Origin of the sequence: Streptosporangium sp. NPDC049078 (genome assembly GCF_040648855.1) — a bacterium.
Classification (GTDB): Bacteria; Actinomycetota; Actinomycetes; order Streptosporangiales; family Streptosporangiaceae; genus Streptosporangium.
Window position 1 is genome coordinate 142,965 of the sequence record NZ_JBEZEL010000023.1, and the last position, 24,007, is coordinate 166,971.

Genomic DNA, 24,007 nt, shown 5'->3' on the forward strand with positions numbered 1-24,007 from the left:
ACCGCCCCTGCATCCACCCAGTGTTCACACCGTTGAGATCGGCCCTGTCGGCCGTCACCGTCCCTTGCCCGCCGGAGTCATTGAAGATCTCCACCCCTGTGCCGGTGAAGGCGACGCGCCCCTTGTTCGTCGTTCCCTGGACCCAGGGGGTGTCGATGCCGGTCGTGGCGGTGAGGGTTTCCAGGACGGGATGGCGGACCTGCACGGTCGTGGTGAGGAAGTGCTGCTTTTGAGTGGTCGGGTCGGTGGCGACCAGGATGTAGGTGGTAGCGCGCTTCGGGGCGTCGGTCGGCGACCAGGTACGCGTGCCTGGAGTGATGGCCGATTGCCCGCCGGGGAACCGGATCTCGTAGCTGAAGTCGTTAGACCCGTCCCAGCTCAGAGTGAGGCCATCTCCGGTGTCCAGCATGGTTTTGTCCGGGCGGAAGTCGCGCGGTGCCGGAATCTCCTTGGGAGTGGCCTTCACCACCGGCACGGCCGCGTCGCTGACCTGCCATCCTCTACCGGTTCTGACGGTCTCGGTCACCATCAGAACGACCACACCTGCAGTGGGAGCGACGGTGACGTTTTCCAGTGTCAGCACCATGTGGTCGCCAGGTGCGAAAGCTTCTAAACGACCGCTCTGGGTGGTGACCTGGAAGACATCGGCGCCTTGCTGCTGGACGATCACTGGCTGAGTGGCCGCCTGGGAGCTCGACTGGGTGTCGGTGTATTCGCCCTTCGGGTTGATCGCGTTGATGTTCTGGGTGAGATGGCCGGCACCGTCGCCAAGGGGCACCTTCACCTCGATCCTCAACCAAGGCACCGTCTTCCCGGTGTTGGTGACCATCAGATACAGCGTCCCCGTGGACGGAGAGCGCCCGTTCACTGACGCCTCCAGAGATGTCGGGTCGGTGAGGATGGTGTAGGTCAACGCAGTCAAGATCACGACTCCTTCTCTTGGCAGATAGCACAGGTCGATGCCCTGCTCACTGTGAGAGGACCTGGCCGGGCAGAACAGGCAGCGGCACGGCTGAAGTGTCTGGAACCCGCCGTATGTGACGCACCGCAGAAAAGCACCCTCCTAGATCCAAACGCCAGGGCGGGAGCACAGCAAGAGCATTCAAGGTGGCCATAACGGGGCGCTTCAGCAATATCCTCGGCGTCTTGACAGGCATTCGGGCCATGCTCTGATGGCCGCCCCGCGAACACCTGCCAGCCGCGATAAGCGCGGTGATCGAGTCCATGCTGAAACGATGGACGGCATTTCACCTGGCGGGTCTACTGGTGCTGACATCTGGCGGAGCCAGGCCGAATGGGATAAGAATTCCAAGATCAGCGCTTGGAGGTTGTTCCTGTGGTGTCCACGGATGTGCCGTCTCAGCCACCGATGGTGGCTGAACGTCCCCGGCCGTGGCGGCTTCAGTCGCAGGGATACGTGGCCGTCCTCGGCGGGGTTGCCGCCGTCACCGTCATCGCGCTGATGAACGCCGCTCGTCTCGATGTACCGAAGAGGGGCAGAGTACTCATTGTCGGCGCCGGCCTTCTCGGACTGATCGCGGATGTAGTCATGATCTGGGATGCCAGGGTGAGCTCCGACACCTACACCGTGTTGTCGGTGTTGCTCGCACTGGTCGTTCACATCGTTCAAGCGGGCGTGCAGAGACCACACGATCGGGGAGCCCTACTGCTGTCCAGAGGGAAAGATCATGCGCCGATGTGGCTAGCGGGTGCAGCCGCCATCCTGGTCGGCGGCGTACTCCACTACTTCATGCTGACCACGCTCGGAAGGTGATCGGAGCCAAGCCTGTCAGCAAGGGGGTTGGCAAGAAGCTCAAACGATCAAGAAACCAAGAAGGCCCCTGACGGTGTAATGCCTGATCAGGAGCCTTCTCAGAGGCGTCGACCTGCCGGGATCTCACCCGAGGTGATCCGGTGCGGCGGTAGATCACCCTCCCAGGCGTACACCGCCGCGCTCGAAGCACACGCAGGAAAACCGTACGCTCAGACCTCCTCGGCGCCGTGTCCAATGGCGATCGCGTCAATATGGCGGGCGAGCTCGAAGTCCTTGGCGGTGAGGCGGTTTCCGGCGTCGTGAGTAGTAATCACGAATCGGATCCGCTGCCAGGTGATGTGAATATCAGGATGGTGACCGACCTCGCGAGCCTTGGCCGCGACGTACATGGCCAGATGTACGCACTCGTGATAGGCGTGCTTGAACGTGCGGGCTATGGCCTGCCCCTCACGCTCCCACCCTGGCAGCTCGGCCAGATGGACGACGATCTGCTCTTCGGACAACAGCTGAGGGGGCATCGGTATCTCCGCGTCACGCAGTCAGTTGAACTGAGAAATGATCTCATTCAGTTCTCTGCCGGACGAGGTGTCTGCCCAAGTGGTCGCATGGCGAGGGATTTCCCTCAGCTCCTGACGCAGTCGAGTCGATCCCGTGCTCTCCACGATCGCCGCAGTGGCTGACGCGATCTGGACAACCCGTTCCGGTTCAGAAACTGCGGCCAGAGCGCTTGCCTGACGCGCCCAGAACACCCCGTTGTCACGCCGCGCCGTGTCCCGGGCGTCACCAAGCACCTCATCCCAGAGTGCGATCGCCTCCCGGTAAACACCCAGCCGGAGATAGGCGGTCGCCCGCTGAACTTCGATGTATCCGCGAGTACGGCGACAGGCGTTGCCCCAGGGATGCTCGTCGTCGACCTGATCTACGAGCTCGGCTGCTCGATCAAGCAGCCGGTCGACCAGTTCCTTGTCCCCGGTCGGCAGCATCGACTGGCCATGCGCCTGGTGTACCAAAGCAAGTATCCGCACCTTCGGACACAACTTGCTCTCATTGATCAAGGCGGCCTCAGCGTAGTCGACAACGGTGCGGCCATCGCCCACATCGACCGCGAGCATCGCTTTGTTGGTGAGCGCGTAACTGATGAGCTGAAGGTCCTGAGAGCGATGAGCCATGTCCAAGGCGATGGTTCGCCAGAGCTCCGACCGATCGATGTCGCCGACATCTTGGTGCAGCCAGCCGAGCAGTGCCGCATATGCGACACCAGCACCCAGCAAGCCGCGACGTACCGGCGCGTCGGCAGCATGTGCAAGCTCCTTGATGAGCTGCGCCTGAGTCGTGACGGTCGGGATGAGATGGCGAGGGCCGAGCCACATGTCGGCCTTGTAGTGGCCAGGAAGCTGTTCGAGAAAGTACATGACGAGCTCCGGAGCTACAGGACCCTGATGAGGTGGATAAGTTAGGGCATCGATCGCGCTAAGACTAATCTCCAATATGTCACACTTCTTCGGTTCTTCCGTGCCGAAGAGTTCCCCTTCGGGGATTCCGAAGGCTGTGGAGTAGGCGGCGGTCCAGTCGCGGGGAAAATGCTTCCCTTTCTCCCAATCGCGAATCTGTCGAGCCAGCGAGTCGACAGATCCGTGGCCGTAGCCGGCAGCGCGAATGAGCTGACGTGCCATTTCGCACTTGTTCCAGTGTTGAGCTTCCCGCTGAGTCTGTAGCCGTACGGCCCATGCTGGGCGCTGTTGCCGGGTCATCGCTGCACCACCTGACCGGAGTACCCGGAGACTTCAAGTCTCCGGGTTATTCTCCGCCATTCTCCGCCTTCCGCGACAGGATGCGCGCGACTTCACTAACAAATGTGGCCCTCAAATAAGACGGACCCGCCCGGCGCTTGCGACGTCCGGACGGGCCCTTGATCAGGAAGGCTCTCCTGACCCGTGAATAACCTTAATGCCCCGGTTCTCGACCGGGTTACGGTGGGCGGCTGTGCCTGTTTCACCGACGCGCCGCCGCTGCCGATGGGATGCGCCGTCTGTGGACACGCCCCCTACGCCCACCACTGTCCCGGCCAGGCCAACGACCACGAGTACGCGCAGCCGACCGGCACGCTGATGGCGATGCGCCTGGAAGCGCGCCGCCGCACCGGCCCGCAGCCCTTCCCTCTGGTCGAGCAGCCCGTCGTCGTGGCGCCCGCCGAGGTCATCCCCCTGGTCCCCGCGCAGCGCCGCTCCGAGCCGCCCGCACCGACCGCTCCCATCGAACCCACGCCACTGCCCGAGCGAACGCCGCGCCCCTTCCCTCGCCCGGCCCTAAGACCCGCCGCCACCGCACCGGCCCGACGCGACGACAGCCGACGTCCCGCACCCCGCCCGGTCGAGACGCGAACCGACCGCGCGACCCGCCTGGCGCTCGCCCGCGACACCCTCGCCCACCGCAGGGCCCGCATCGCGGCTCGCGCGCACGACCACAGTGCCTCACCTCCGAGCACGGGCTTGAAGCCGGCCACCTGGCCGCTCGCCCCCCAAACCCTCCGGCCGGGGCCCACCGCCGCCCCCGGCCGGAGCCGCCCCCCGAACACCCCTGCACCCCGACGGCACCAGCCCCACCGTTGGGAGGCCGCAGCATGAACGCGACCCCGCAGGGCAACCCCATGAGCAGGCGCGGCAGTGCTCCGGTTTCCGAGGCGTATGCCGCTCCGCCGCCCACCCCCGCCGAACAGCCGACCGCCGTCCAGCTCGCCGAGAAACTCGCCGCCATCCTGGGCAACGTCTACGGCATCTCGGCCGACGTCCACCCCCTCGCCTCCGGCAACGCCATCGTCTCCGTCTTCCTCGGCCTGCTCGCCTACACCGACGGCGAGAACTTCTGGTGGACCAGCCCCGAACGCAGCCACTCCGGCTCACCCCTGCTCAGCTCCGCGCTGACACTGCCCGTGGCAGCGGCCCAGCTCGCCGAGCACTACCGGATCCTGCGCGCCCGCCCCGCCGCCAGCCTCCTGGAAGGCGAGCTGCCGCTGCTGGCCGACGTCATCCCGGCGCAGTATGTTGTCCCGCGCTGACGCCGACGCGGCCCGCGCCGCCAGACAGGTGCAGCAGTACGCGCCGACCTGGCTGGTCATGTGGAGCCTGCGACACCGCCGGTTCGAGGCGTGGCAGTGCGCCGACCCGCGCGAATGCCGCATCATCCACGCCCAAAGCGCCGCCGAACTGTGGGACCTCATGCAGCAGGCCGACGTCGAGCCTCAGCAGATCTCACCACCGCCGCCGCTGTCGGCCCCGGGACTCGTTCCCCACCCCCGCATCCTGCCCATAGGCCCCGACGAACGCATCCCACCCCACCACGTCCCGCAGGAAAGGGGACCGGTCGTGATCCCGTACCACGACACCCCCGCAGACGACCGGGTGGACGCGTCCGCCCGTCGCCCCGGCGCGATCACCGCCTTGAGGCGTCTGCGAACCGAGCTGCACGAACACCGGATCATCTCGGAGATCTCCTACGACGAAGGCCCACCCCGCCTCGTCATCGGCGCCGAGCTGACCGTGTGGGCCGACTACAACGGCGAGTTCTTCACCTGGGGCGTCACCTTCATGGAAGAACCCGCCACCTCCGCCGCGGCCGACGACGTACCGCAGGTCGCGCGCCGCATCGCCGCACACCTTGACGAGCACCACACCGAGCCGAGAACGGCTCCATGAGCAGCGCGACGGCACGGCGACCAGCCTCCCGTGCCGCCGCGCCTACGCCCCCCGCGGGCGGTGGTGCGCCACCAGGGGCCGCCCGCGGGGCCAGGCGAGACCGTACGACCTCCTGCTTGGAGGGGCGCGCACCTCGGTCGAAATGATGGTGCCCCGCCGGCTCTTTCCGGCGGGGCACCTTCCGATGGCAGTCAGTCCGCACTCCCACAAACAGTCACACACTGCGATCAGAGTCTCACTGGAAGGAAGAGCTTCGCCGTGACCGACGTACTCCTCAACCGGTTCGCCGACACCCCGCTGCGGATCGGCACCCGTACCTCCACCCTGGCCAAGATCCAGGCCGATCATGTCGCCGACATGATCACCAAGCTCGCGCCAGGCATTCCCATCGAGATCGTACCGACGCAGGTCAGCGCCGACCTGTGGCCCGGCGACCTGGCCGAGATCGGCGGCAAGGGAGCCTTCAGCAAGGAAATCGACAGCGCGCTGACCAGCGGCCGGATCGACATCGCCGTTCACTGCGTCAAAGACGTCCCCGGTGACGTCCCCCTCGCGGAGGGGACCGCGTTCTGCGCCTACCTGGAACGCGACGACGTCCACGACGTCGTCGTCACCCGCGACGGCGGCGCCCTGGCCGACCTGCCCGCCGGTTCCCTCATCGGCACCAGCTCCGTACGGCGTCGCGCCCAGCTCGGCATCCACCGGCCCGATCTGCGCACCGAACGCATCCGCGGCAACGTCGACACCCGCCTGACCAAGCTCGACGAGGACGGCGAGTACGCCGCGCTGATCCTGGCCCGCGCCAGCCTGAGCCGCCTCGGCATCCTGGACCGCCATCACGAGATCCTGCCCCTGGAGTTCCACACCGCAGGCAACGGCGTGTCCACGGTGCCGCCCGTAGGTGCGGGCGTCATCGGTATCCAGGCTCGTCAGTCCGACGGGCCGGTCATGCGGCTCCTGGACGAGCTCAACCACGTGCCGACCGCCCGGCACGTTCTCGCCGAGCGCACCATGCTGCACATGCTGCGGGGCCACTGCAACAGCCCGATCGCCGGACACGCCTCCACCACCGCCGACGGGAAGATGAGCCTGTTCGGCATGGTGTTCAACCGTGATGGCTCCCAGTTCGTCCGCTCCCACACCTGGGGAGATCACTCCGACCCCGCCACCCTCGGTGCCCGCGTCGCCACCGATCTGCTCCGCCAGGGCGCCCGCAACCTGATCACCGCCACCCGGAAATGATCTCCGCGGACACACAGTCCGTCCCCGAGCAGGGGCCGTACAACTGCGCTGTCACCGTCCCCTACCGACGCCGATGATCAGCTGGCACTGCCGCAGAAAGCAACCTCCCACTCAGTCGACGGCCATCCGCTACCCTCACTCGAATTGATCGTTTTCAGAAGAGGGTGCCGTGACACAGGAACCCGGATCGGAAACGCGAGCCCCGATGGTGGCGGTGCTGCGCTTCGGTGCGGTTCTGGCGGTGTCAGGGCCGGTGATCCTGACGACGTTCGGAGCCGGTAGGCAGAGCGTCGGCTGGTTCTGTTCCGCGAGGAACCCCGCCCTCTACCCGTCGGAGGGTCCCTACGCGCTGGTGAGCGTGCCGGGCGAGCTGCTGTTCTGGAGTGTTCTCCTGCTGCCGGTCATCGTGGCGGGTCTTCTCCTGCGCGAGTCGCGTCAGGCCATGCTCACGGCGGTCGCAGCGGTCGGCACCGTGCTCGCGTTCGGACTCTTCATCGCCTTTCTCCTGCCGGGCCTCGACCCGTGCACCGGGCAGGAGCGTGTGGCCGTACCGCCCTGGCCTTTGATCATCTGCTATTCGACGGCCGCCGGGGCGCTGCTCCTGGCGGCCCGGTCACCACTGCACCGGCAACCACTTCCCCCAAGATGGCACAGGACCATCCTGTGGGCGGGTGCCCTCGGCGCCGCGGCGTGGGCGGCGGCGTTCCACCGCTTCCCGGTCACGTCCGGCAGGTTCCTCACGATCCTCTACACCGACGTCGAGACTCTGGAGTCGTCCTGGAACGACCTCGCACGGTGGTCCGGTGATGCCGACATGATCGGCCTGCCGGTCGTTCTCGTCACGTTGGCGGCAATGGCAGCCCCTACTCGCTGGGCACGGCCGACCGGCACCACGGCCATAGCGATCCTTCTCCTCTTCCCACTTCTTGACGTCGTGGAGTACGTCCGCTGCTACGACGAGGACTTCCAGATGCCTCTCGTCGATTCGGTGCGATGGCACCTGCTTCTCGCGGCCGTCCTCGTCGCGTCGACCGTCCGGAACTCCCGACAGCGAATCTCCTGGGCCGAAACCGCCCGCCTAGCACGGCAGATATTCCACGGACCGTCGAAGGACAGGATTCTGGGACAGGCGAAAAAAGTCGCCGTCGCGGTCGTCATCGCGGCCACCGTCGTCTGGCTGGTCGCCTCGTCCTTCACCTCGACACGGTAGAAGCGCAACGACCCAGATTCCGCATGGCACGCAGCAGCCCCTACGCCTGTCACGCCAGCTCGGCAGAGAGGGATGCACCACTTCCGGGACGGAACCGAGCGGCTGTGTGGCCAGCGCAGGCTCGGGTTGATGGGTTCGGGGTAGCGGCAGCAGATCCAGCCATTGGGGTTGGCTTGCACTGTCGTGCGTAGGCGCTGGCAGGGTCGACCGCTGCGGCGTGAGCTGGTCATGGCTGCTCCATGTATCGGACCGGTCACATCCGGGACTGAGTGCGGCATGCATGTTTACGGTGACTGAATGAGACCGTTACGACTCACTGTGTCCGTGATCGTGCTGGCTGTGGCGTTGGCGGCCTGCGGATCGGGTGGAGGTGGCGCTCCGGCTGCCGTCCCCGAGACCCCCGCCCCCACACAACAGGCCCCCTCTGATGGGACCGCCCCCTCACAAGACGGCACCCCTGCCAAGAACGCCGCCCCCGAGGTCGCGACTGGTATCCCCCCGAAGCCGGATGCGGCGACGCAGGCGAAGTTCATCGCGGCCCTGGAGGCGATCGACCCAGACATCGTGCACGGCAAGGAGGACAAGGCCGTGGACCGGGCGCGTAACCAGTGCAGCTCGGTGAAGGAGTTCCCTGACGACCAGGCCAAGCTGGTGGAGCTGACGAATCAGCGTTTCTCGTCTCCGGATCGCCCGGAAGGGTTCGGGGCAACCAAGGCTGCCGGGATCCTGAAGGCGGTCAGGACACACATCTGCCCGGACTTCTGATCAGGCCCCGGAAGTACCAGCCTGGCGTGAACCGGCAACAGCTGATAGTTCGCACCACCAGGCACGGGTGGACTTTTTGGTGTTGTCATACCCGCAGATCCAGCACACATGGCTGATCGCGAGGGCCTGGGCGCGAGGCCCCTGGTAGGGCCGTCCGGGCTTACCGTCACCACGAGACAAAAAGTCACAGTAAGTCCCATAAAGTCAATTTCGGCAATGGAATTGCAAGATCAACTTAGTTGTACCCGCTAGGTATGTGCCAAAATGTTCTTCAGAAAGCGCCACAACGGGCAGACCGGACCACAAGTCAGGCCTGCCCGAAGGCATGGAGCTCGTGGGGATGACGGCTCCCGCTGGCGCGGTCACCAAACATCATCAGCCGGAGCATCCGGTGACTTGGTTGTATCGAGTCGTGGTTGGTGCTGCGTGCGGAAATCGTTGCGTCGCACTCAATCCCCGAGTGAAAGAGAAACACGAGCAATGACCCCCCTGAAGGCCCTCTTGGTCGTCATGGCCCTCCTCATCGGGATCATCGGTGGTCTGATTGAAGGCTTCCTCGTACGGACCAGCGGAGACGCGCCTCACGCGGCGATCAGGAAGGGCAGCGTCGCCTTCGCTGGAACGGTGACGCTCACTCTATTGATCATGGCGAGCTTGGGACTGTTCTAACCCTGAAGACGCCCAAACCCAGCCCCCGGGCCGGGTTTGGGCACTTCTCTCTAGGCCGAACAAGCACTGATCAACGTGCACGTGCTGGTGGCCACCGCCGTTAACACAAGCGGCAAGCGGGAGATCCTTGACCTGGAGGTCACCTCCGCCGAGGATGGCGCGGGCCGGCATTCCTGCGCTGCCTGGTGACGCGCGGGCTGTCTGGGGTGAGCTTGCTCCGCTTTGACGGACACCAGTGGTGTGGTGTTCAGGCTGCTGCGGCTTCGAAGCGGCGGGACTACGGTAGCCAAGGCTGCTGTGCAGCCGATGCAGGTTGTACCAGCTTTCGATGAACTCGAAGATCGCGGTGCGGGCGGCAGCGCGGCTGGGCCAGGGATGATCGCCCAGCATCTCGCCCTTGAGAGTGGAGAAAAACGATTCGGCCAATGCGTTGTCCCAGCACTGTCCAGTGCGCCCCGCCGACAACCGGATGCCGAACTGCTTGGCCAGTGCGGCGTAGGCGGCGCTGGTGTATTGCTTATCCCGACCAGGCCCGCGCCCTGCTCAACGCCATCGAGAAGCGCAGACCAAGCGGCCCCCTGCTCATGCCCTTCTTCGCGGCCCTCTACTTCGCGGGTCTACGCCCGGAGGAAGCCGTCAACCTGCGAGAGAAGGACATGACCTTGCCCGATGCTCCGGACACGTGGGGCGAGATCTACCTGACAGCCGCTACGCCAGACGCGGGAAAGGAATGGACCGACTCCGGAGAACAGCGCGACGATCGCAGCCTGAAGCACCGCCCCGAGGGCGAGAGCCGTCCCGTTCCCTGTGCGCCGGAGCTGGTGGCCATCCTGCGCGCCCACCTCAAAGAGCACGGCACCGGCCCCGGTGGTCGGGTCTTTCACGGCGTGCAGGGGCACGTGCTGGCCACAAGCACCATTCAGCGGGTGTGGGACAGGGCTCGCCGGGACGCGCTGAGCAAGGAGGAGTACGCCTCACCGCTGGCCAAACGGCCCTATGACCTTCGGCACGCCTGCCTGTCCACCTGGCTGAATGCGGGGGTCTCACCGAAGCAGGTGGCCGAGTGGGCAGGCAACAGCGTGGAAGTTCTGCACCGCACCTACGAAAAGTGCCTTGTAGGGCACGATGAGGTTGCCATGCGCCGGATCAGCGAAGTTCTCGGCCACGGAGCACGAGAACGGACGAGGAAGAGTCAGCCAGACATGGGCATCTGATCCCAGGCGTAGAAAAACCCAGGTCATCGCACGTATGATCCGCCTTTTGCCCTAGATGGCCAAGAGAACTTGCACCGTTCGCCATACGGATCACTCGGTATGGCGTCATCCTAGTGTCCATGGAGTGGTGGAAACTCGGACTTGAGTTCACGAAAGTCCTCATATGGCCATTAGTGATCCTCACGCTTGGACTCGTTTTCAAGAGACCGATTTCCGGAATATTTAAAAGAGGTTTCGAAGCCGAGGCAGCCGGTTTGAAGTTGCGCGTAGACGCAGCAGAAGAGGCCCTTCAAAGGGCCACACAGGTAGGACTAGATCAGTTGCCCGAGGTCCCGAGCGAGAGTCCTGGCCACGAGGAAGCGGAGCCAAATGTCCTCGCCAATGGCGCCGAAGATCCTGCTAATAATCAGGCGGGCGAAGCTCCGCAGCAAACAAATGAGGAAGACACGCAACTCAAGGAGTTAGCTGCTCAGTTTGAGACTCGTCTCATGGAAGTTGAACAGGAGCGACGACAGGCTGTTGAACAGGTGCTGGCCAAGGGCGCACAAATTGGATGGGAATGGGCACGTATCGGAGAGCATAGACCTCCAGAGTTCGACGTCCACTGGACCCGGGAGGGACATCCAAGCATCACAGTGAATCGACCACCCCAAAATCCCCTCGACAGCTTAAGCACGAAGGGAAGGGCTCGGCTTGCTAGTTCTACTGCAAATCATATCGCCAGGAAGAACAATCTCGAAAACGAAATTCGCGCAACCGAAGAGGCGGCAATTAAAGCGCAACAGTTCGGAAGGCTCGAAGACCGACTAGTTCACGAGGAGCGCCTAAAACACCTTCGCGTAGAGCTGGCAATTATCGACCCTACTTCAGCCTTGATCTAATTCATGCTTCGCACCCAGGTCCAGACTGAGGGGCCTACGCCTTCTCGTCAGCCACGCCTCCCGCCTCCGACACGCCTGAGCTTCATCTGGCTTACGCGAGTCACCAGCCGAAGCAGGTAACCGAGGACGCGAGCCGCAGCATGGAAGTCTCGCAGTGCCCCAAGGTAAACCCCGAGGCATGGGAACCCATTGGGAAGAGCCAGCCGGAGTCACCGGCGCACAGCCGGACACCGGAAGCTGATCCAGAACACGAAGAAGCCCAGGTCATCGCGGTGATGACCTGGGCCTTCGTGCTGTGCGGCCGGAGGTACTCGAAACCCCAACCTTCTGATCCGTAGTCAGATGCTCTATCCATTGAGCTACGGCCGCTCGCTGCGTAAGCAAGCATAGCGGGTTTTGGGCGATGCCTCGAACCGGTTAAGCCATCGCCCTTCGATCAGCCCGTCCGCGCCGGATTCCCCGGCGGAGGCGGGGAATCCGGCGAAGATCCGGTGGGAGGCCGAAGGGAACGTGTCGCGAGGGGCGAGGTCAGGTGGCCTGGAGGATCACGGTGAGGGCGCCGGGGAAGCGGGTCTCCGGCTGAAATCGCCGGTGACACCGCGCCCCACGTGTGGGGCCGACCGTTGAAAACGCCGGTAACACCGTGGCCGCCGTGCGGGGGAAGCGGCTGGAATCGCCGGTGACGCCGTGATCGGACGTGCCGGGTCAGCTGCCGGGATCGCCGGTGACGCCGACCTTCTTGGGGAACAGGGTGTAGCTCAGCGGCCAGAGCACGGCGATCAGGGGGATCTTGAGCGCACCGATCATGAATTCGTTCAGTGCCGTGGTCCGTGACGGGTCGCCGACGATGAGGATCAGGCCGAACAGCAGGGCGCAGGCGATGCCGTACGCGAGAACGATCCGGAACCAGATGCCCCACTCGTACCGGGCCCTCGCCATGCCGCCGGACGGTGGCTGCCACGGTTCGGGGCCGCCGGCGAAGCGGTGGGCGAACTTCGCGTCGGCCCAGGTGATCGTACGGTGGCCGAAGACGATCGAGTAGGCGAGGTAGGCGGCGGCCAGGCCGTGGCGCCAGTCGGCCTGGGCGCCGCCGCGCATGTCGACGACGGAGGCGATGAGCAGGATCACGTCGAGCAGCGGGACCGCCAGCAGCAGCGCGGTGCTGAGCCGGCGCATCCCCCACAGGTAACGTGAGGCGAGTCCCAGGCCCAGCAGGATCCAGAAGCCGATCTCGCAGCCGATGATGATGGCCAGAATCATGAGTCCATGCTCACGGGCCGGTCGGCCTGGGACATCGTCGGCGCTGATGAACCGGCGTACACCCTTATATGTACCGACCATCCTCCCTGCGCCGCTCCTGCGGGCCGTATCGAAATGGTGAGATGACAGGCATGAGACGAGACGCGCTGTGGGCGGTGGCGTGTTTCCTCGTCGGCCTGCTGCTGCTCGCCGCGGGTGCCTACCAGCAACGATGGGCCGCCCTTCCGCTGTTCGCCGGGCCGCTGGCGGTCGCGTGCGCGGGGGTCGCGGTACGGCGGAGCAGGCCGCTGCTCGCGCTCGGGCTGGGGGTGGTGGCCCTCCTCGGCGACCTCGCGATGGGTCCTTCGCTGGGCACGGTCCTGATCGTCACGGACAACCTCTACGCGGGGGTGAGGTACGGTCCCCGGGCGCTGGGCCGGTGGATGCTCGGCATCACCTCGGTGATCGCCGTCGCGGCAGGCGTGGTCGCGGGGGTCGTGTTCAGGCACTGGTCGGCCGCCGCCATCGTCTCCGTCCAAGTGGGGCTGGTCGGGGGGACCCCCGTCCTCACCGCCATGTTCATGAGGCAGCTGCAGGACCTGGCGTCCTCCGAGCGCGCGAGGGCCGAGCAGGTGGCGCGGCTCGCGGAGCTGGACCGGGCGGCGGCGGTGCAGGCCGAGCGGGCCAGAATGGCACGGGAGCTGCACGACATGATCGCGAATCACTTCAGCGCGATCGCCATCCAGTCCACCGCCGTCCTCTCCCGCCGGGACCTGGACGCGCGGGTCGTGCGGCAGGTGCTGGAGTCCATCAGGGAGAACAGCGTCGAGGGCATGAACGAGATGCGCGCCATGATCGGGCTGCTCCGGCAGGACGGAGAGGAACCGGAGGCGACCCGGCGCCGGGTGGCCGAGGCCGGAGAACTGGTGGAACGGGCACGGGAGGCGGGGCTTGACGTGCGGATGCGGGTTGAGGGCGACGCCAGGGAGCTGCCCGCCTCGGTCGATCTGGCCGGTTACCGGATCGTCCAGGAGTCGCTGACCAACGCGCTCAAGCACGGCGGCAGGGCCGCCGACGTGGTGATCGGTTACCTGCCGGGGCTGGTCACGCTCACCGTGGACAACCCGGTGGGCGCGGCGGGGCGGGAGTTGCCCGGCGCGGGGGCGGGGATCATCGGCATGCGGGAGCGTACGAACCTCGTCGGCGGCCTCTTCGAGGCCGGTCCGCACAATGACGGCTGGCGTGTTCGCGCCGAGTTGCCCACCCTGGAGAGCACGTGACCATCCGAGTCCTCGTCGCCGACGATCACGCGGCGGTCCGCGCCGGGATCGTTCTCATCCTCGACGGTCACGACGACATCGAGGTCGTCGGCCAGGCCGCCAACGGTGAGCAGGCCGTCGCGATGGCCTCCGAACTCCGTCCGGACGTGGTGCTGATGGACATCCGGATGCCGAAGCTCGACGGGATCTCCGCGACGCGCGAGCTGAGCGGGATCGCCGACGTGCTGATCCTGACCACCTTCGACATCGACGAGTACGTCTTCGGGGCGCTGCGGGCCGGAGCCGCCGGGTTCCTGTTGAAGAACACCGACGCCGACGCCCTGGTGGACGCGGTGAGGGTGGTGGCGAGGGGCGACGGGCTCATCGCGCCCTCGGTCACCCGGCGGCTGATCTCGGCCTTCGGCGCGTCGGTCCCCGAGCGCAGGTCGTACGAGATCGGTGCTCTCACCCCGCGCGAACGCGAGGTGCTGGCCTGCATCGGCCGGGGCCTGTCGAACACGGAGATCTCCGTGGAGCTGGACATGGCGGAGGCGACGACGAAGACCCACGTCAGCCGGTTGCTGAACAAGCTGGGTCTCCGCAGTCGCGTACAGGCCGCGATCCTGGCTCAGGAGCTCCCGTGACTCAGGAGTCCTTAGCCCGGATGTGAAAGAAGTCCGGCTCAGGAGCCCGCCACCCGGGCGTGAAAAGGAGATCCGCCGGGACGCGAAGGGGACTCAAGGGGTGAAGGGGACTCAGGAGTTCTCCGCGGGGACGTAGAGGGCGAGGGTCTCCGCGACGCAGGCGGGCTTCTTCCCGCCCTCAACCTCAACGGTCATGCGCACGTTCGCCAGATAGCCGGAGGGGGTGCCCTTGAGGTCGACGAGCTCGCCCTCGGCACGGATCCGCGCGCCGACCGGGACCGGCGCGGGGAAGCGGACCTTGTTGAGCCCGTAGTTGATGCCCATCGCCAGGTTGCCCACCTCGAACAGTTCCGACATCAGGGAGGGCAGCAGTGACAGGCTCAGGTATCCGTGGGCGATGGTGGCACCGAACGGTCCCTGCTTGGCCCGCTCCACGTCCACGTGGATCCACTGGTGGTCGCCGGTCGCGTCGGCGAAGAGGTTGACCTGCTCCTGGGTGATCTCGCGCCACTCGGTATGGCCGAGGTGTTCCCCGACGGCGGCCTTGAACTCGATGATGTTCGCGAAAGTCCTCATGCCTGGGACTTTATTTCGCTGAGGGCGCGGCGAGAAGGTTCACCCTCGAATCCCCGTGTCTCCCGGTCCCGGACGAGCGGGAGGTCCGCGGGCATCGGTCGTCCCTGCTCCTCGGTGACGTGGAGAGGGTCCCGTCGAGGAGCGCGAAGGAGAGGCCCGCCCTCTCCGGCGCACCGCTTCACGGCCGGCTTCCGTCACACTCTCCCCCGCCGGTTTCCTTCGTACTGCCCTCCCGCAGGTTTCCGTCAGCCTTTCTTACGGTCGCATCGTGTTTTCGCTGTACGGCCCGCGCCGCAACACCGGCCGTTCACGCCGCTTCCCTAGCGTGCCCGGCATGAGACGACGCATGACGATCGGCATCGGCGCGGCCGTGCTGGCACTCGCGGTGTCCGCACCGGCGATGGCCGACCCCGGCCGGCCCGACCCCGGCCTCCCCTCTACCGACAGCGCGGGGGCACGGGAGGTGGACTCGCGACGGCCGGGACCTGGGCACCCCGCCTCCGATCATCCGGGGGCCGACGGCGCCGGATTCGGACGTGCCACGCTGACCGGGTTCGCATTCCTGCCCGCGCTCACCTTCGTCCCCGGCAGCGAGCCGTCGGGATCCCAGCTCGGTACGGCTCCCGTCAACGGGGTGACCCCGCCGTTCGCCGGGCAGCCGGTGCAGGGCTTCAGCGGCGTCGTGCGACGGCACGACGGCACCTTCGAGGCACTGTCCGACAACGGTTTCGGCTCCCAGGCCAACAGCGCGGACTTCCTGCTGCGGGTGCACCGGGTGAGGCCCGACTTCCGCCGCGAGAAGGTGACGGTGCTGGGCGGATTCGACCTGAGCGACCCCGACAGGCGCGTTACCTGGCCGCTGACCAGGGCGGACCGGAAGCTGACCGGCGCCGACTTCGACGTGGAGTCGATCGTGAGGACCGTCGACGGCACCTACTGGATCGGGGACGAGTTCGGCCCGTTCCTGCTGCACTTCTCCTCCTCGGGCAGGTTGCTCGAGGCTCCGATCCCGCTGCCCGGCGTGAAGGCCCCGGAGAACCCCTCCCTCAACGACGAGCAGCCGAACCTGGGGCGGAGCAAGGGGTTCGAGGGCATGGCGCGCTCGGTCGACGGCCGTACGCTGTATCCGCTGCTCGAAGGCACCGTGAGCGGCGACGCCGCGGGTACGCTGCGGATGAACGAGTTCGACCTGCGCAAACGGTCCTACACCGGCAAGCGCTGGACCTACCGGCTGGAGAGCCCCGACAACGCGATCGGCGACATGATCGCTGTTGACCGGCACCGGTTCCTCGTCATCGAGCGTGACAACCTCCAGGGGGACGAGGCCAGGACCAAGCGCGTCTATCTGGTGGACACCCGCCACGCGGACCTGCGCAAGACCCTCGTCGCCGACCTGCTCGACCTGGCCAACCCGCGCGGGCTGGGCGGGTTCGGGGAGACCTTCCGCTTCCCGTTCCAGACCATCGAGGACGTCGTGATCCTCGACGACCGGACCCTGGGCGTGCTGAACGACAACAACTTCCCGTTCTCCGCAGGCCGTACGCCGGGCAGGCCCGACGACAACGAGTTCATCACCGTGCGCCTGTCGCGTCCGCTCCAGGCCGACAGCCGCGTCTACCTGTAAGGACCCGCGAGCCCTTCCTCCGCTTCCGGACCTTGCCGGGAGGGGAGGAAGGGCTCTATCTTTCTCCTATTTCCTTTAAGCAATCCCGTTTCCCCTACCGCACGAACAACTACGACAAAACACTAAATAACAATAGATAAACTCCCATCAGCATTCACAGTGTCATTTATTTGCTCTGCCTCAACCGTTTCAATACGCTATCTCACGGTCCGAGGGGTATCTCCTAGCTGCTGCCACTTATGGAGCAGTAAGGGATATCAGATGTTTTCGGAACCAGAAACGAGATGGGGAAATATCGTGCTTCCTCGAAAGAGCGGACGGACACCGGGGCCGAACTCCGGCAGGCAGGTGGGCGTTCTCGCCATCGCGGCAGTCGCCGGCATCCTCATGACGTCGAACCAGGTACCGGCCAACGCCACCATCGGGCAGGCCCAGACGCCCGGCTCGATCTCACAGCCGCATCCCGACGGCCACTCCTCCCGACGCCCCGACCCCTCCCGCGACCAGCATCGCGGACGTGAGATGAGGCCCTCCGACAGGTGGCGGGGAAAGCCGCAGCGCTATCAGGACCGGCCCCACGGCCGCGACCGCGATCGTGATCGCTATCGCGGGCGCAGGGGCGAGAACGCGGCGCCGGCGGGACGCGAGCGCCTCTCCCGGGAGGAGCGGATGATGAGGGAGCTCCAGGACGACCCGTCATTCCCAGAGATCATCGTTCGCGAGAAATAAATCCGGCGGGACATTTCCCGTGCCCCGTCGCGACGGAACGCGAAAAGCCGCGCACCACCGCGACGGGGACCGGCCGCCGAAGCCCACCGGGCGACCGGTACGACACGACGAGGAACCGGCCGCGCACCACCGTTCCCGCTTCACTCTCATCGGCATTCCGCGTACCGGAGCGAGCGGGCCACAGCGGTTCCGGGCAAAAGCGAGTCGCCCCGCATGAACCCGGCCATCCCCTCTCCACCGGCCATCCTGAAATCAGCCGTTGAACACTATGAACGAACAATCATTATAAATGTAGCTAAATCGTAGATGAGGTGCAGGTTTTCCTTCACAACACTGTTTATTTGCTCTTCCCGAACTATGGCGGCGCGTTATCCACATAAGCCCCGGGTATCTCCTGTGTGTCATCACTTTCGTGATCACCTGACAGGTCCGAACAATTTCGGAATTAGCAACGACATGGGGAAATAACGTGCTTCCTCGTAATAGCAAATTGGTGCCGGCCCTTTCCGGCAAGCGCGTCGGCGCCCTGGCCGTCGCAGCGATGGCCGGCATCCTCGTGATGTCGTCGAATCAGGCGCCGGCGAACGCCACAGGAGAGACGAATCTTCTCAATTTCGCACCCCACAGCGACAACGGGGACACCGGGGGTTCCGGCGGGAAAGCCCGGCTGCAAAATTCCGTACACCGTGGCGAGAAGTCCATCCTTCGCCCGTGCCGACCCAACAAGGGCGCGCGTAACTGCGACTGCCCATCCGGCGGTCGCGGGCCGGGACCCGGCGGTCGGGGTAAGGGGTGTCGCTGGAACGACGACCGAGATCGGCCGCGACACATGGACGACGACGATGACGACGACGGCAGAGTGATCGTCGTCCCCGTCAGGAGGCCCGCGGCTCCCACCGCGACCGGCTCCACCAATGCCGCCGAATCTGGGCGCCCGAGGCCCCGTGGACTGCCGGGCCCGCCTGGAATTCCCGGTCCCGCGGGACCGCCCGGACCCGCGGGCCCTGCAGGACCACCCGGACCTGCGGGACCGGCAGGACCAGCGGGTCCCGCGGGACCCGCAGGACCGAAAGGACTGGCAGGATCCCCAGGACCCGCAGGACCAGCGGGACCCGCAGGACCCGCAGGACCGAAAGGACTGGCAGGACCCCCAGGACCCGCAGGACCAGCGGGACCCGCAGGACCGAAAGGACCCGCAGGACCCGCAGGACCCGCAGGACCCGCAGGAGCGGACGGAGCGGACGGACTTCCGGGAGCGAACGGACCGACAGGCCCCGCAGGGCCAGCGGGACCCGCCGGCCCGACAGGGCCGGCAGGACCGGCGGGCCCAACGGGACCGACAGGCCCGGCGGGCGTGACAACGCTCGCGAAGCCGACCAAGCCAACGGGATGCGTCACGGCCAGTCCCCTGATCGCTCTTACACCGGTGTGCTCCGTCACCTCTCTCAGCGTTCCCGTCATTCCCGTCGCCTCGACCGCATACGCCGGCTCTCTCTGCCTGCCCGGCCAGTACAGCACCGTCAGCGTTCTCAGCACGGCGGAACCCGTCGGATGCTAGGCCGTACCGAAGCGGCGTGCCGCGGTGAGAACCGCGCGGGACAGGGGGCAGGCCGCTTCGGTACGCGAACATGACCTCACGAAATCCGTACGACCCCGGATCGCGCCGTCACAGCACCTGGTGGCGGCGCGGATGAGGCCGGCCGGTACGGCCACCGCGTGATCCGTCGGGAATGGGGACCGAGGATCGCGCGGTGGCCGTACCGGCTCGGGGTCTCGACACGGCCCCCACGGCTCGCTCTCCAGCGCGAAACGGTCCCCACAGCTCACTCCCAGCGCGAAACCGCGACACGACCCACCCCCCACGCCCCGACGCGGAGCCGCGACACACCCGTGTCTCACTCTCCAGCGCGACATCGCGGTGCGACCCACCCCTCGCTCCCCGACATGAAGCCGCGACACGACCCGCGCCTCACTCCCTGGCCCGGGGAAGAACAGCCGTCATGACCAGGCCGCCGCCGCCGCGCGGGCGGGCCGTGACGTCGCCGCCGTGGGCACGGGCCACGGAGCGGACGATGGACAGGCCCAGTCCCGCGCTCTTCGACGTGACCAGGCGGTCGGCCCCCAGGCGGCGGAAGGGTGTGAAGAGTTCCGGGATGTCGTAGGGCGGTACGGCGGGTCCGGTGTTGCTGACCTCCACTTCGACGTGCCCCTCGGACGCGGTACGGCTGACGACCCGCACCCAGCCGGTACCGTCGCCGGTGTTGTGCCGGATCCCGTTCTCGACCAGGTTGTGCACCAGGCGTTCGAGCAGGAGCGCGTCCCCGCTGGTGGGCGCGTGCCCCGCCGACTCGTGGACGGTGACCTTCGCCTGCTCCGCCTGCTGGGCGGTCTGCGCGATCACGTGGGACACCACGTCGGCCATGTCCACCGGCGACCGGTCGGCGATCTCGTGTTCGGCGCGGGCGAGCAGCAGCAGTCCCGAGATGAGCTGCTCGTGCCGGGCGTTGATCTCCAGCAGGCTCTCGCCGAGCTGCTTCACGTCGGACGACGCCGCCCTGCGGTGCATGGCCAGCTCGACCAGCGCCCGGTTGAGCGTCAGCGGGGTGCGGAGTTCGTGCGAGGCGTTGGCGACGAACCTGCGCTGGCCGTCGAAGGAGTGGTCGAGCCGCTCGACCATGGTGTCGAAGGCGTCGGCGAGCTCCTTGACCTCGTCCTCCGGGCCGCGTAGCGCGATCCGCGCGTGCAGGCCGTGGTCGGCGACCGTGGTGACCGCGATCCGCCGCGCTGTGTCGGTCACCCGGCGCAGCGGGGCGAGCACCCGCCCCGCGACCACCCATCCGAGGCCCACGGCGATGGAACCGACCGCGACCAGCGCGACCGCCCCCTGGGTGAGCAGCGAGGTGGTCGCGGCGGCGCGCAGTGCCTCCTCCTGCCGCTGCAGCCACTGGACCGCCTCAGGGCCGGTGAACATGTGCCCTTTCGAGGTGATGAAGACCACCTTCCGCTCGCTCCCGAGCCCTCCGTACCTGTCGGCGAAGGACTGGACCAGCTGCTGGTCGAACAGCAGGTAGGTGACGCCGAGCAGGGTCAGGCCCGCGGCGAGGAACAGGGCGCCGTACACGAGGGTGAGGCGGGTTCTCAGCGTGAGACCGGGCAACCTGTCGATGATCATGCGATCCGGTACCCTTCCCCCGGCATCGTCTCGATGACCGGCGGCTCCCCGAGCTTGCGCCGGAGTTTGAGTATGGTGAGGCGCACCACGCCGGTGAAGGGGTCGGCGTACTCGTCCCACGCCTTCTCCAGCAGCCGTTCGGCGGGAACGAGCGTCCCTTCCGCGCGCAGCAGTTCGGCCAGGACGGCGAACTCCTTCTTCGACAGCGGCACGTACCGCCCGTTCCTGAACACCTCCCGGCGCGCGGGGTCGAGGGTGATCCCGGCCCGCCGCAGCACCGGTGGCACGGCCGGTCGCGAGCGCCGTCCCAGTGCCAGGACGCGGGCGGCGAGTTCGGCGAAGGCGAACGGCTTGGCGAGGTAGTCGTCGGCCCCGAGGGACAGTCCGGCCACCCGGTCACCGATCTCCGCGGCGGCGGTGAGCATGAGCACCCGCGCGGTCGACTCCGACGCGACCAGTTCCCTGCAGACGTCGTCTCCGTGCACGACAGGCAGGTCACGGTCGAGAACGACCACGTCGTAGTCGTTGACCGCGATGCGTTCCAGCGCCGCCGCGCCGTCGTGCGCGGTGTCGACCGCGTGTGTCTCGCCGCGCAGCCACTCGGCTATCGCACCGGCCAGCACGCGCTCGTCCTCCACCACCAGCACTCGCATCGCGTTCTCGTACTCCCTCGTCGTGTCCGGACGAGGTGATGGTGGCGTACGCGGTGTTTGCTCGCCGTTAGCTCCGATGGAAACGCGACCGAAACGCGCTCCCCTGTTGCATCGCCTCTCGAACGGCCGGTGGAGAGCCGGCCGAAGGAAGAGGAGAAGATCATGAGAGTTCTCGGCGTCCTGGCGCTCGCCCTGGTCCTGACAGGGTGCGGTACGGCCGGCGACGACGCGGACGTGGCCTCCGCGACCGGCGGCGGCGACAAGCCCGCCGTGAGCGCCGCGCCGAGCCTGGACCAGCACGAGAAGGGGATCAAGTTCGCGCAGTGCATGCGGGAGAACGGCGTCGACGTGCCGGATCCCGAACCCGGCAAGGGTGTCGCCGTCCGGATCGGCAAGGGCACCTCCAAGGAGGCGATGGAGAAGGCCACGGCGGCCTGCAAGGAGTTCTCCCCGATGGGCGACGCCGGACCGGGCGGGGGTGCGGACCCGCAGAGGGCCGAGTCGATGCGCGAGTTCGCGAAGTGCATGCGCGAGAACGGTGTGGAGGAGTTCCCGGACCCCGAGGGCGGCGGGCTGCGCGTGACCGGGGCCATCGGCGAGGACCCCGATTTCCAGACCGCGCAGGAGAAGTGCTCGAAGAAGTTCCTGCCCGAGGCGGGTCAGGGAGGCTCCTGATGTGCGCGACCACTCACCTGCCGAGACGCGCCCACCCTGGTCCGGCCCGTCAGGAGGTCTCCCGATGAGCGCGGCCACCCTCCTGCCAAGTCCATCCGACCCGTCAGGAGGACTCCCGATGAGCCCGACCACCCTCCTGCCAAGACGCACCCATCCCCATCCGCCCCGTCGGGAGGACTTCTGATGGGCACGGACACCCTCGACGACGGGACGGACATGGACGCGTCCTCTCCCCCCTCGCGGCGACGCCGCGGCCGAGGCCGTGGCAGGAAGATCGCCGGACTGGTCGTCGCGGTCGCCGTCCTCGGAGCGGCCACCGCGGCCGCGAACGGCCTGCTCCGGCCGGACGGCACCGGAACGGACAGGACGGCGAACGTGCTGCCCCCGGCCACCACGACGGTGCAGCGGCAGACGCTCACCGACGCGCGGGACGCCGACGGCGAGCTCGGCTACGGCCCGGCCACCACCGCGGTGAGCCGGCGGCCCGGCACGCTCACCTGGCTTCCGGACAGCGGTGACCTGGTCACCCGCGGCAAGCCGCTCTACAGGGTGGACAACGAACCGGTGGTACTGATGTACGGCGCGACGCCCGCCTACCGCGACCTGCGGATCGGTGCCAAGGGGGCCGACGTCAGGCGCCTGGAGCGCAACCTCCGCGAGCTGGGCTACACCGGCTTCACCGTGGACGACGAGTACACCGGCGCCACGGCCTCGGCGGTCATGCGGTGGCAGGACGACCGAGGTCTGGCGGAGACCGGCGTCGTCGAGCTCGGCCAGGTCGTCTTCGCCGGCGGCAGGGTCCGTGTGGACAGCCTGCAGGCCGAGGCGGGCCAGCCCGTCGCCCCCGGCCAGAAGGTGCTCACCTACACCGGCACCACCAAGGTGGTCACCGTCCGGCTGCAGGCGGAGGACCGGCGGATGGCGAAGAAGGGGGCGAAGGTGTCGGTCACCATGCCCGACGGCAAAAAGGTGGCGGGCAAGGTCACCGAGGTCGCCACGATCATCGAACCCGGGGAGGGCCCGAACGCGGAGCCGCAGACGAGGCTTGAGGCGCTCGTCTCCCTCGACCGCCAGAAGGCGGCGGCCGGCCTCGACCAGGCCGCGGTGGACGTGACCTTCACGGCGTCCAGACGCGAGGACGTGCTGACCGTACCGATCTCCGCGCTCGTGGCGCTGAGGGAGGGCGGGTTCGGCGTCGAGGTCGTCGAGGGCGCCCGGTCCCGCTATCTCACGGTGAGGACGGGCCTGTTCTCCGGCGGCCGGGTCGAGATCTCCGGGGACGGCCTCGACGAGGGGATGACCGTGGGGATGCCGAAATGATCTCGCTGTCGAATGTGACCAGGGTCTACCCCGGAGGGGTCACCGCGCTGGCCGCGGTCTCCCTGGAGATCGGGCCCGGCGAGCTCGTCGCCATCGTGGGCCCCTCCGGCTCGGGCAAGTCGACGATGCTCAACGTCGTCGGGACGCTCGACCGTCCCACCTCGGGAACCGTACGCATCGACGGGTACGACGTCTCGACGCTGCCGGACAGCGGGCTCTCCGCGTTGCGGGCGACGCGGATCGGCTTCGTCTTCCAGCACTTCCACCTCGCCGCCAGGGTTCCGGCGCTGGACAACGTGGCCGACGGCCTCCTCTACACCGGTCTCGGCCTGTCCGAACGGCGACGCCGGGCCTCGGCCGCGCTGGAACGGGTCGGGCTCGGCCACCGCCTCGACCACGAGCCGCACGAGCTGTCCGGTGGCGAGCGGCAGCGCGTCGCGATCGCCCGCGCCGTGGCCGGGGATCCTCCGCTGCTCCTCGCCGACGAGCCGACCGGCGCACTGGACTCCGTCTCCGGAGCCGGGGTGATGGAACTGCTGCGCGATCTGAACGCCTCGGGCACCACCATCGTGATCATCACGCATGACCGGGAGATCGCCGCGAGCCTGCCCCGGCAGGTACGGATGCGCGACGGCCGAATCGTCGCCGGCCTCGGTGTGGCGTGATGGC

Annotated in this window: 24 protein-coding genes, 1 tRNA gene and 2 pseudogenes; 18 read left to right on the plus strand and 9 right to left on the minus strand. The window is 67.0% G+C overall.

Going from position 1 to position 24,007, the window contains the following annotated elements:
• On the minus strand, positions 1–922 hold a 922-nt coding region (locus tag AB0B90_RS33550; RefSeq protein WP_362926321.1), incomplete at its 3' end, for a hypothetical protein.
• A 495-nt stretch (positions 923–1,417) separates the two neighbouring features.
• Between AB0B90_RS33550 and AB0B90_RS33555 the strand changes: the two genes are divergently transcribed.
• A complete protein-coding gene (locus AB0B90_RS33555; protein ID WP_362926322.1) occupies positions 1,418–1,774 on the plus strand; it encodes a hypothetical protein in 357 nt (118 codons plus the stop codon).
• A 209-nt stretch (positions 1,775–1,983) separates the two neighbouring features.
• Here AB0B90_RS33555 and AB0B90_RS33560 read toward each other — a convergent pair whose 3' ends face one another.
• Positions 1,984–2,292 carry a 4a-hydroxytetrahydrobiopterin dehydratase gene (locus tag AB0B90_RS33560; protein ID WP_362926323.1) on the minus strand — a complete coding sequence of 103 codons (309 nt, stop codon included), beginning with the start codon at positions 2,290–2,292 and terminating at the stop codon, positions 1,984–1,986.
• A gap of 21 nt (positions 2,293–2,313) precedes the next feature.
• Positions 2,314–3,447 (minus strand): hypothetical protein, encoded by a 1,134-nt coding sequence (locus AB0B90_RS33565; protein WP_362926324.1) that lies wholly within the window; start codon positions 3,445–3,447, stop codon positions 2,314–2,316.
• A gap of 261 nt (positions 3,448–3,708) precedes the next feature.
• On the opposite strand from AB0B90_RS33565, the gene AB0B90_RS33570 reads away from it, so the two are divergent.
• The 8 genes and pseudogenes from AB0B90_RS33570 to AB0B90_RS33605 all read left to right on the plus strand — a co-directional run.
• Positions 3,709–4,398: a hypothetical protein gene (locus AB0B90_RS33570; RefSeq protein WP_362926325.1), complete on the plus strand. Its 690-nt coding sequence runs from the start codon at positions 3,709–3,711 to the stop codon at positions 4,396–4,398.
• Positions 4,395–4,829, plus strand: a complete 435-nt coding sequence (locus AB0B90_RS33575) for a hypothetical protein (RefSeq protein ID WP_362926326.1) — start codon at positions 4,395–4,397, stop codon at positions 4,827–4,829. The genes AB0B90_RS33570 and AB0B90_RS33575 overlap by 4 nt, the downstream gene beginning before the upstream one ends.
• On the plus strand, positions 4,813–5,466 hold the full coding sequence (locus AB0B90_RS33580; RefSeq protein ID WP_350942171.1) for a hypothetical protein: 654 nt from the start codon (positions 4,813–4,815) through the stop codon (positions 5,464–5,466). Before AB0B90_RS33575 ends, AB0B90_RS33580 begins: the two co-directional genes overlap by 17 nt.
• Positions 5,467–5,724: 258 nt before the next feature.
• Positions 5,725–6,708, plus strand: a complete 984-nt coding sequence (hemC, locus tag AB0B90_RS33585; protein ID WP_350942169.1) for a hydroxymethylbilane synthase — start codon at positions 5,725–5,727, stop codon at positions 6,706–6,708.
• 169 nt (positions 6,709–6,877) lie between these two features.
• On the plus strand, positions 6,878–7,918 hold the full coding sequence (locus AB0B90_RS33590; protein WP_350942168.1) for a hypothetical protein: 1,041 nt from the start codon (positions 6,878–6,880) through the stop codon (positions 7,916–7,918).
• 324 nt (positions 7,919–8,242) lie between these two features.
• Entirely contained in the window at positions 8,243–8,683 is a 441-nt protein-coding gene (locus tag AB0B90_RS33595; RefSeq protein ID WP_350942167.1) for a hypothetical protein, read from the plus strand.
• A 480-nt stretch (positions 8,684–9,163) separates the two neighbouring features.
• A complete protein-coding gene (locus tag AB0B90_RS33600) occupies positions 9,164–9,352 on the plus strand; it encodes a hypothetical protein (RefSeq protein WP_350942166.1) in 189 nt (62 codons plus the stop codon).
• A 66-nt stretch (positions 9,353–9,418) separates the two neighbouring features.
• A pseudogene (locus tag AB0B90_RS33605) lies at positions 9,419–9,570 on the plus strand (transposase); the annotation flags it as partial.
• A gap of 55 nt (positions 9,571–9,625) precedes the next feature.
• Here the strand turns inward: AB0B90_RS33605 and AB0B90_RS33610 are convergent.
• Positions 9,626–9,865 (minus strand): annotated as a pseudogene (locus AB0B90_RS33610) (integrase core domain-containing protein); the annotation flags it as partial.
• Between AB0B90_RS33610 and AB0B90_RS33615 the strand changes: the two are divergent.
• Both AB0B90_RS33615 and AB0B90_RS33620 read left to right on the plus strand, forming a co-directional pair.
• On the plus strand, positions 9,778–10,566 hold the full coding sequence (locus AB0B90_RS33615; RefSeq protein WP_362926327.1) for a tyrosine-type recombinase/integrase: 789 nt from the start codon (positions 9,778–9,780) through the stop codon (positions 10,564–10,566). The pseudogene AB0B90_RS33610 and the gene AB0B90_RS33615 sit on opposite strands and share 88 nt — an antisense overlap.
• 119 nt (positions 10,567–10,685) lie before the next feature.
• The gene (locus AB0B90_RS33620) at positions 10,686–11,447 is read left to right on the plus strand and encodes a hypothetical protein (RefSeq protein WP_362926328.1); all 762 of its coding nucleotides are present in this window, start codon (positions 10,686–10,688) and stop codon (positions 11,445–11,447) included.
• Between the two features lie 296 nt (positions 11,448–11,743).
• On the opposite strand, the gene AB0B90_RS33625 is transcribed toward AB0B90_RS33620, so the two are convergent.
• Positions 11,744–11,816: transfer RNA gene (locus tag AB0B90_RS33625), tRNA-Arg, on the minus strand.
• Positions 11,817–12,152: 336 nt separating this feature from the next.
• Positions 12,153–12,707, minus strand: a complete 555-nt coding sequence (locus tag AB0B90_RS33630; protein WP_362926329.1) for a hypothetical protein — start codon at positions 12,705–12,707, stop codon at positions 12,153–12,155.
• Positions 12,708–12,838: 131 nt separating this feature from the next.
• Between AB0B90_RS33630 and AB0B90_RS33635 the strand changes: the two genes are divergently transcribed.
• Both AB0B90_RS33635 and AB0B90_RS33640 read left to right on the plus strand, forming a co-directional pair.
• Positions 12,839–13,966: a histidine kinase gene (locus AB0B90_RS33635; protein WP_362926330.1), complete on the plus strand. Its 1,128-nt coding sequence runs from the start codon at positions 12,839–12,841 to the stop codon at positions 13,964–13,966.
• Positions 13,963–14,589: a response regulator transcription factor gene (locus AB0B90_RS33640; protein WP_350942143.1), complete on the plus strand. Its 627-nt coding sequence runs from the start codon at positions 13,963–13,965 to the stop codon at positions 14,587–14,589. The genes AB0B90_RS33635 and AB0B90_RS33640 overlap by 4 nt, the downstream gene beginning before the upstream one ends.
• Before the next feature lie 111 nt (positions 14,590–14,700).
• On the opposite strand, the gene AB0B90_RS33645 is transcribed toward AB0B90_RS33640, so the two are convergent.
• Positions 14,701–15,165, minus strand: coding sequence for a MaoC family dehydratase (locus AB0B90_RS33645; RefSeq protein WP_350942141.1), 465 nt, complete (start codon positions 15,163–15,165; stop codon positions 14,701–14,703).
• A gap of 334 nt (positions 15,166–15,499) precedes the next feature.
• Here AB0B90_RS33645 and AB0B90_RS33650 point away from each other — a divergent pair, with 334 nt between their 5' ends.
• Positions 15,500–16,789, plus strand: a complete 1,290-nt coding sequence (locus AB0B90_RS33650; RefSeq protein ID WP_362926331.1) for an esterase-like activity of phytase family protein — start codon at positions 15,500–15,502, stop codon at positions 16,787–16,789.
• 297 nt (positions 16,790–17,086) lie between these two features.
• Complete coding sequence (locus AB0B90_RS33655; protein WP_350942138.1) at positions 17,087–17,518, plus strand: hypothetical protein; 432 nt, start codon at positions 17,087–17,089, stop codon at positions 17,516–17,518.
• 1,969 nt (positions 17,519–19,487) lie between these two features.
• Here AB0B90_RS33655 and AB0B90_RS33660 read toward each other — a convergent pair.
• Both AB0B90_RS33660 and AB0B90_RS33665 read right to left on the minus strand, forming a co-directional pair.
• Positions 19,488–20,690 (minus strand): HAMP domain-containing sensor histidine kinase, encoded by a 1,203-nt coding sequence (locus AB0B90_RS33660; RefSeq protein ID WP_350942136.1) that lies wholly within the window; start codon positions 20,688–20,690, stop codon positions 19,488–19,490.
• Positions 20,687–21,343 carry a response regulator transcription factor gene (locus tag AB0B90_RS33665; protein ID WP_362926332.1) on the minus strand — a complete coding sequence of 219 codons (657 nt, stop codon included), beginning with the start codon at positions 21,341–21,343 and terminating at the stop codon, positions 20,687–20,689. The genes AB0B90_RS33660 and AB0B90_RS33665 overlap by 4 nt, the downstream gene beginning before the upstream one ends.
• Positions 21,344–21,505: 162 nt before the next feature.
• Here AB0B90_RS33665 and AB0B90_RS33670 point away from each other — a divergent pair, with 162 nt between their 5' ends.
• From AB0B90_RS33670 to AB0B90_RS33680, 3 genes are all read left to right on the plus strand, one after another.
• Positions 21,506–22,018, plus strand: a complete 513-nt coding sequence (locus AB0B90_RS33670; protein WP_362926333.1) for a hypothetical protein — start codon at positions 21,506–21,508, stop codon at positions 22,016–22,018.
• Positions 22,019–22,201: 183 nt separating this feature from the next.
• Positions 22,202–23,338 carry a peptidoglycan-binding protein gene (locus AB0B90_RS33675; protein WP_362926334.1) on the plus strand — a complete coding sequence of 379 codons (1,137 nt, stop codon included), beginning with the start codon at positions 22,202–22,204 and terminating at the stop codon, positions 23,336–23,338.
• Positions 23,335–24,003, plus strand: coding sequence for an ABC transporter ATP-binding protein (locus AB0B90_RS33680; protein ID WP_362903288.1), 669 nt, complete (start codon positions 23,335–23,337; stop codon positions 24,001–24,003). The genes AB0B90_RS33675 and AB0B90_RS33680 overlap by 4 nt, the downstream gene beginning before the upstream one ends.
• The last annotated feature ends 4 nt before the right edge of the window (positions 24,004–24,007 follow it).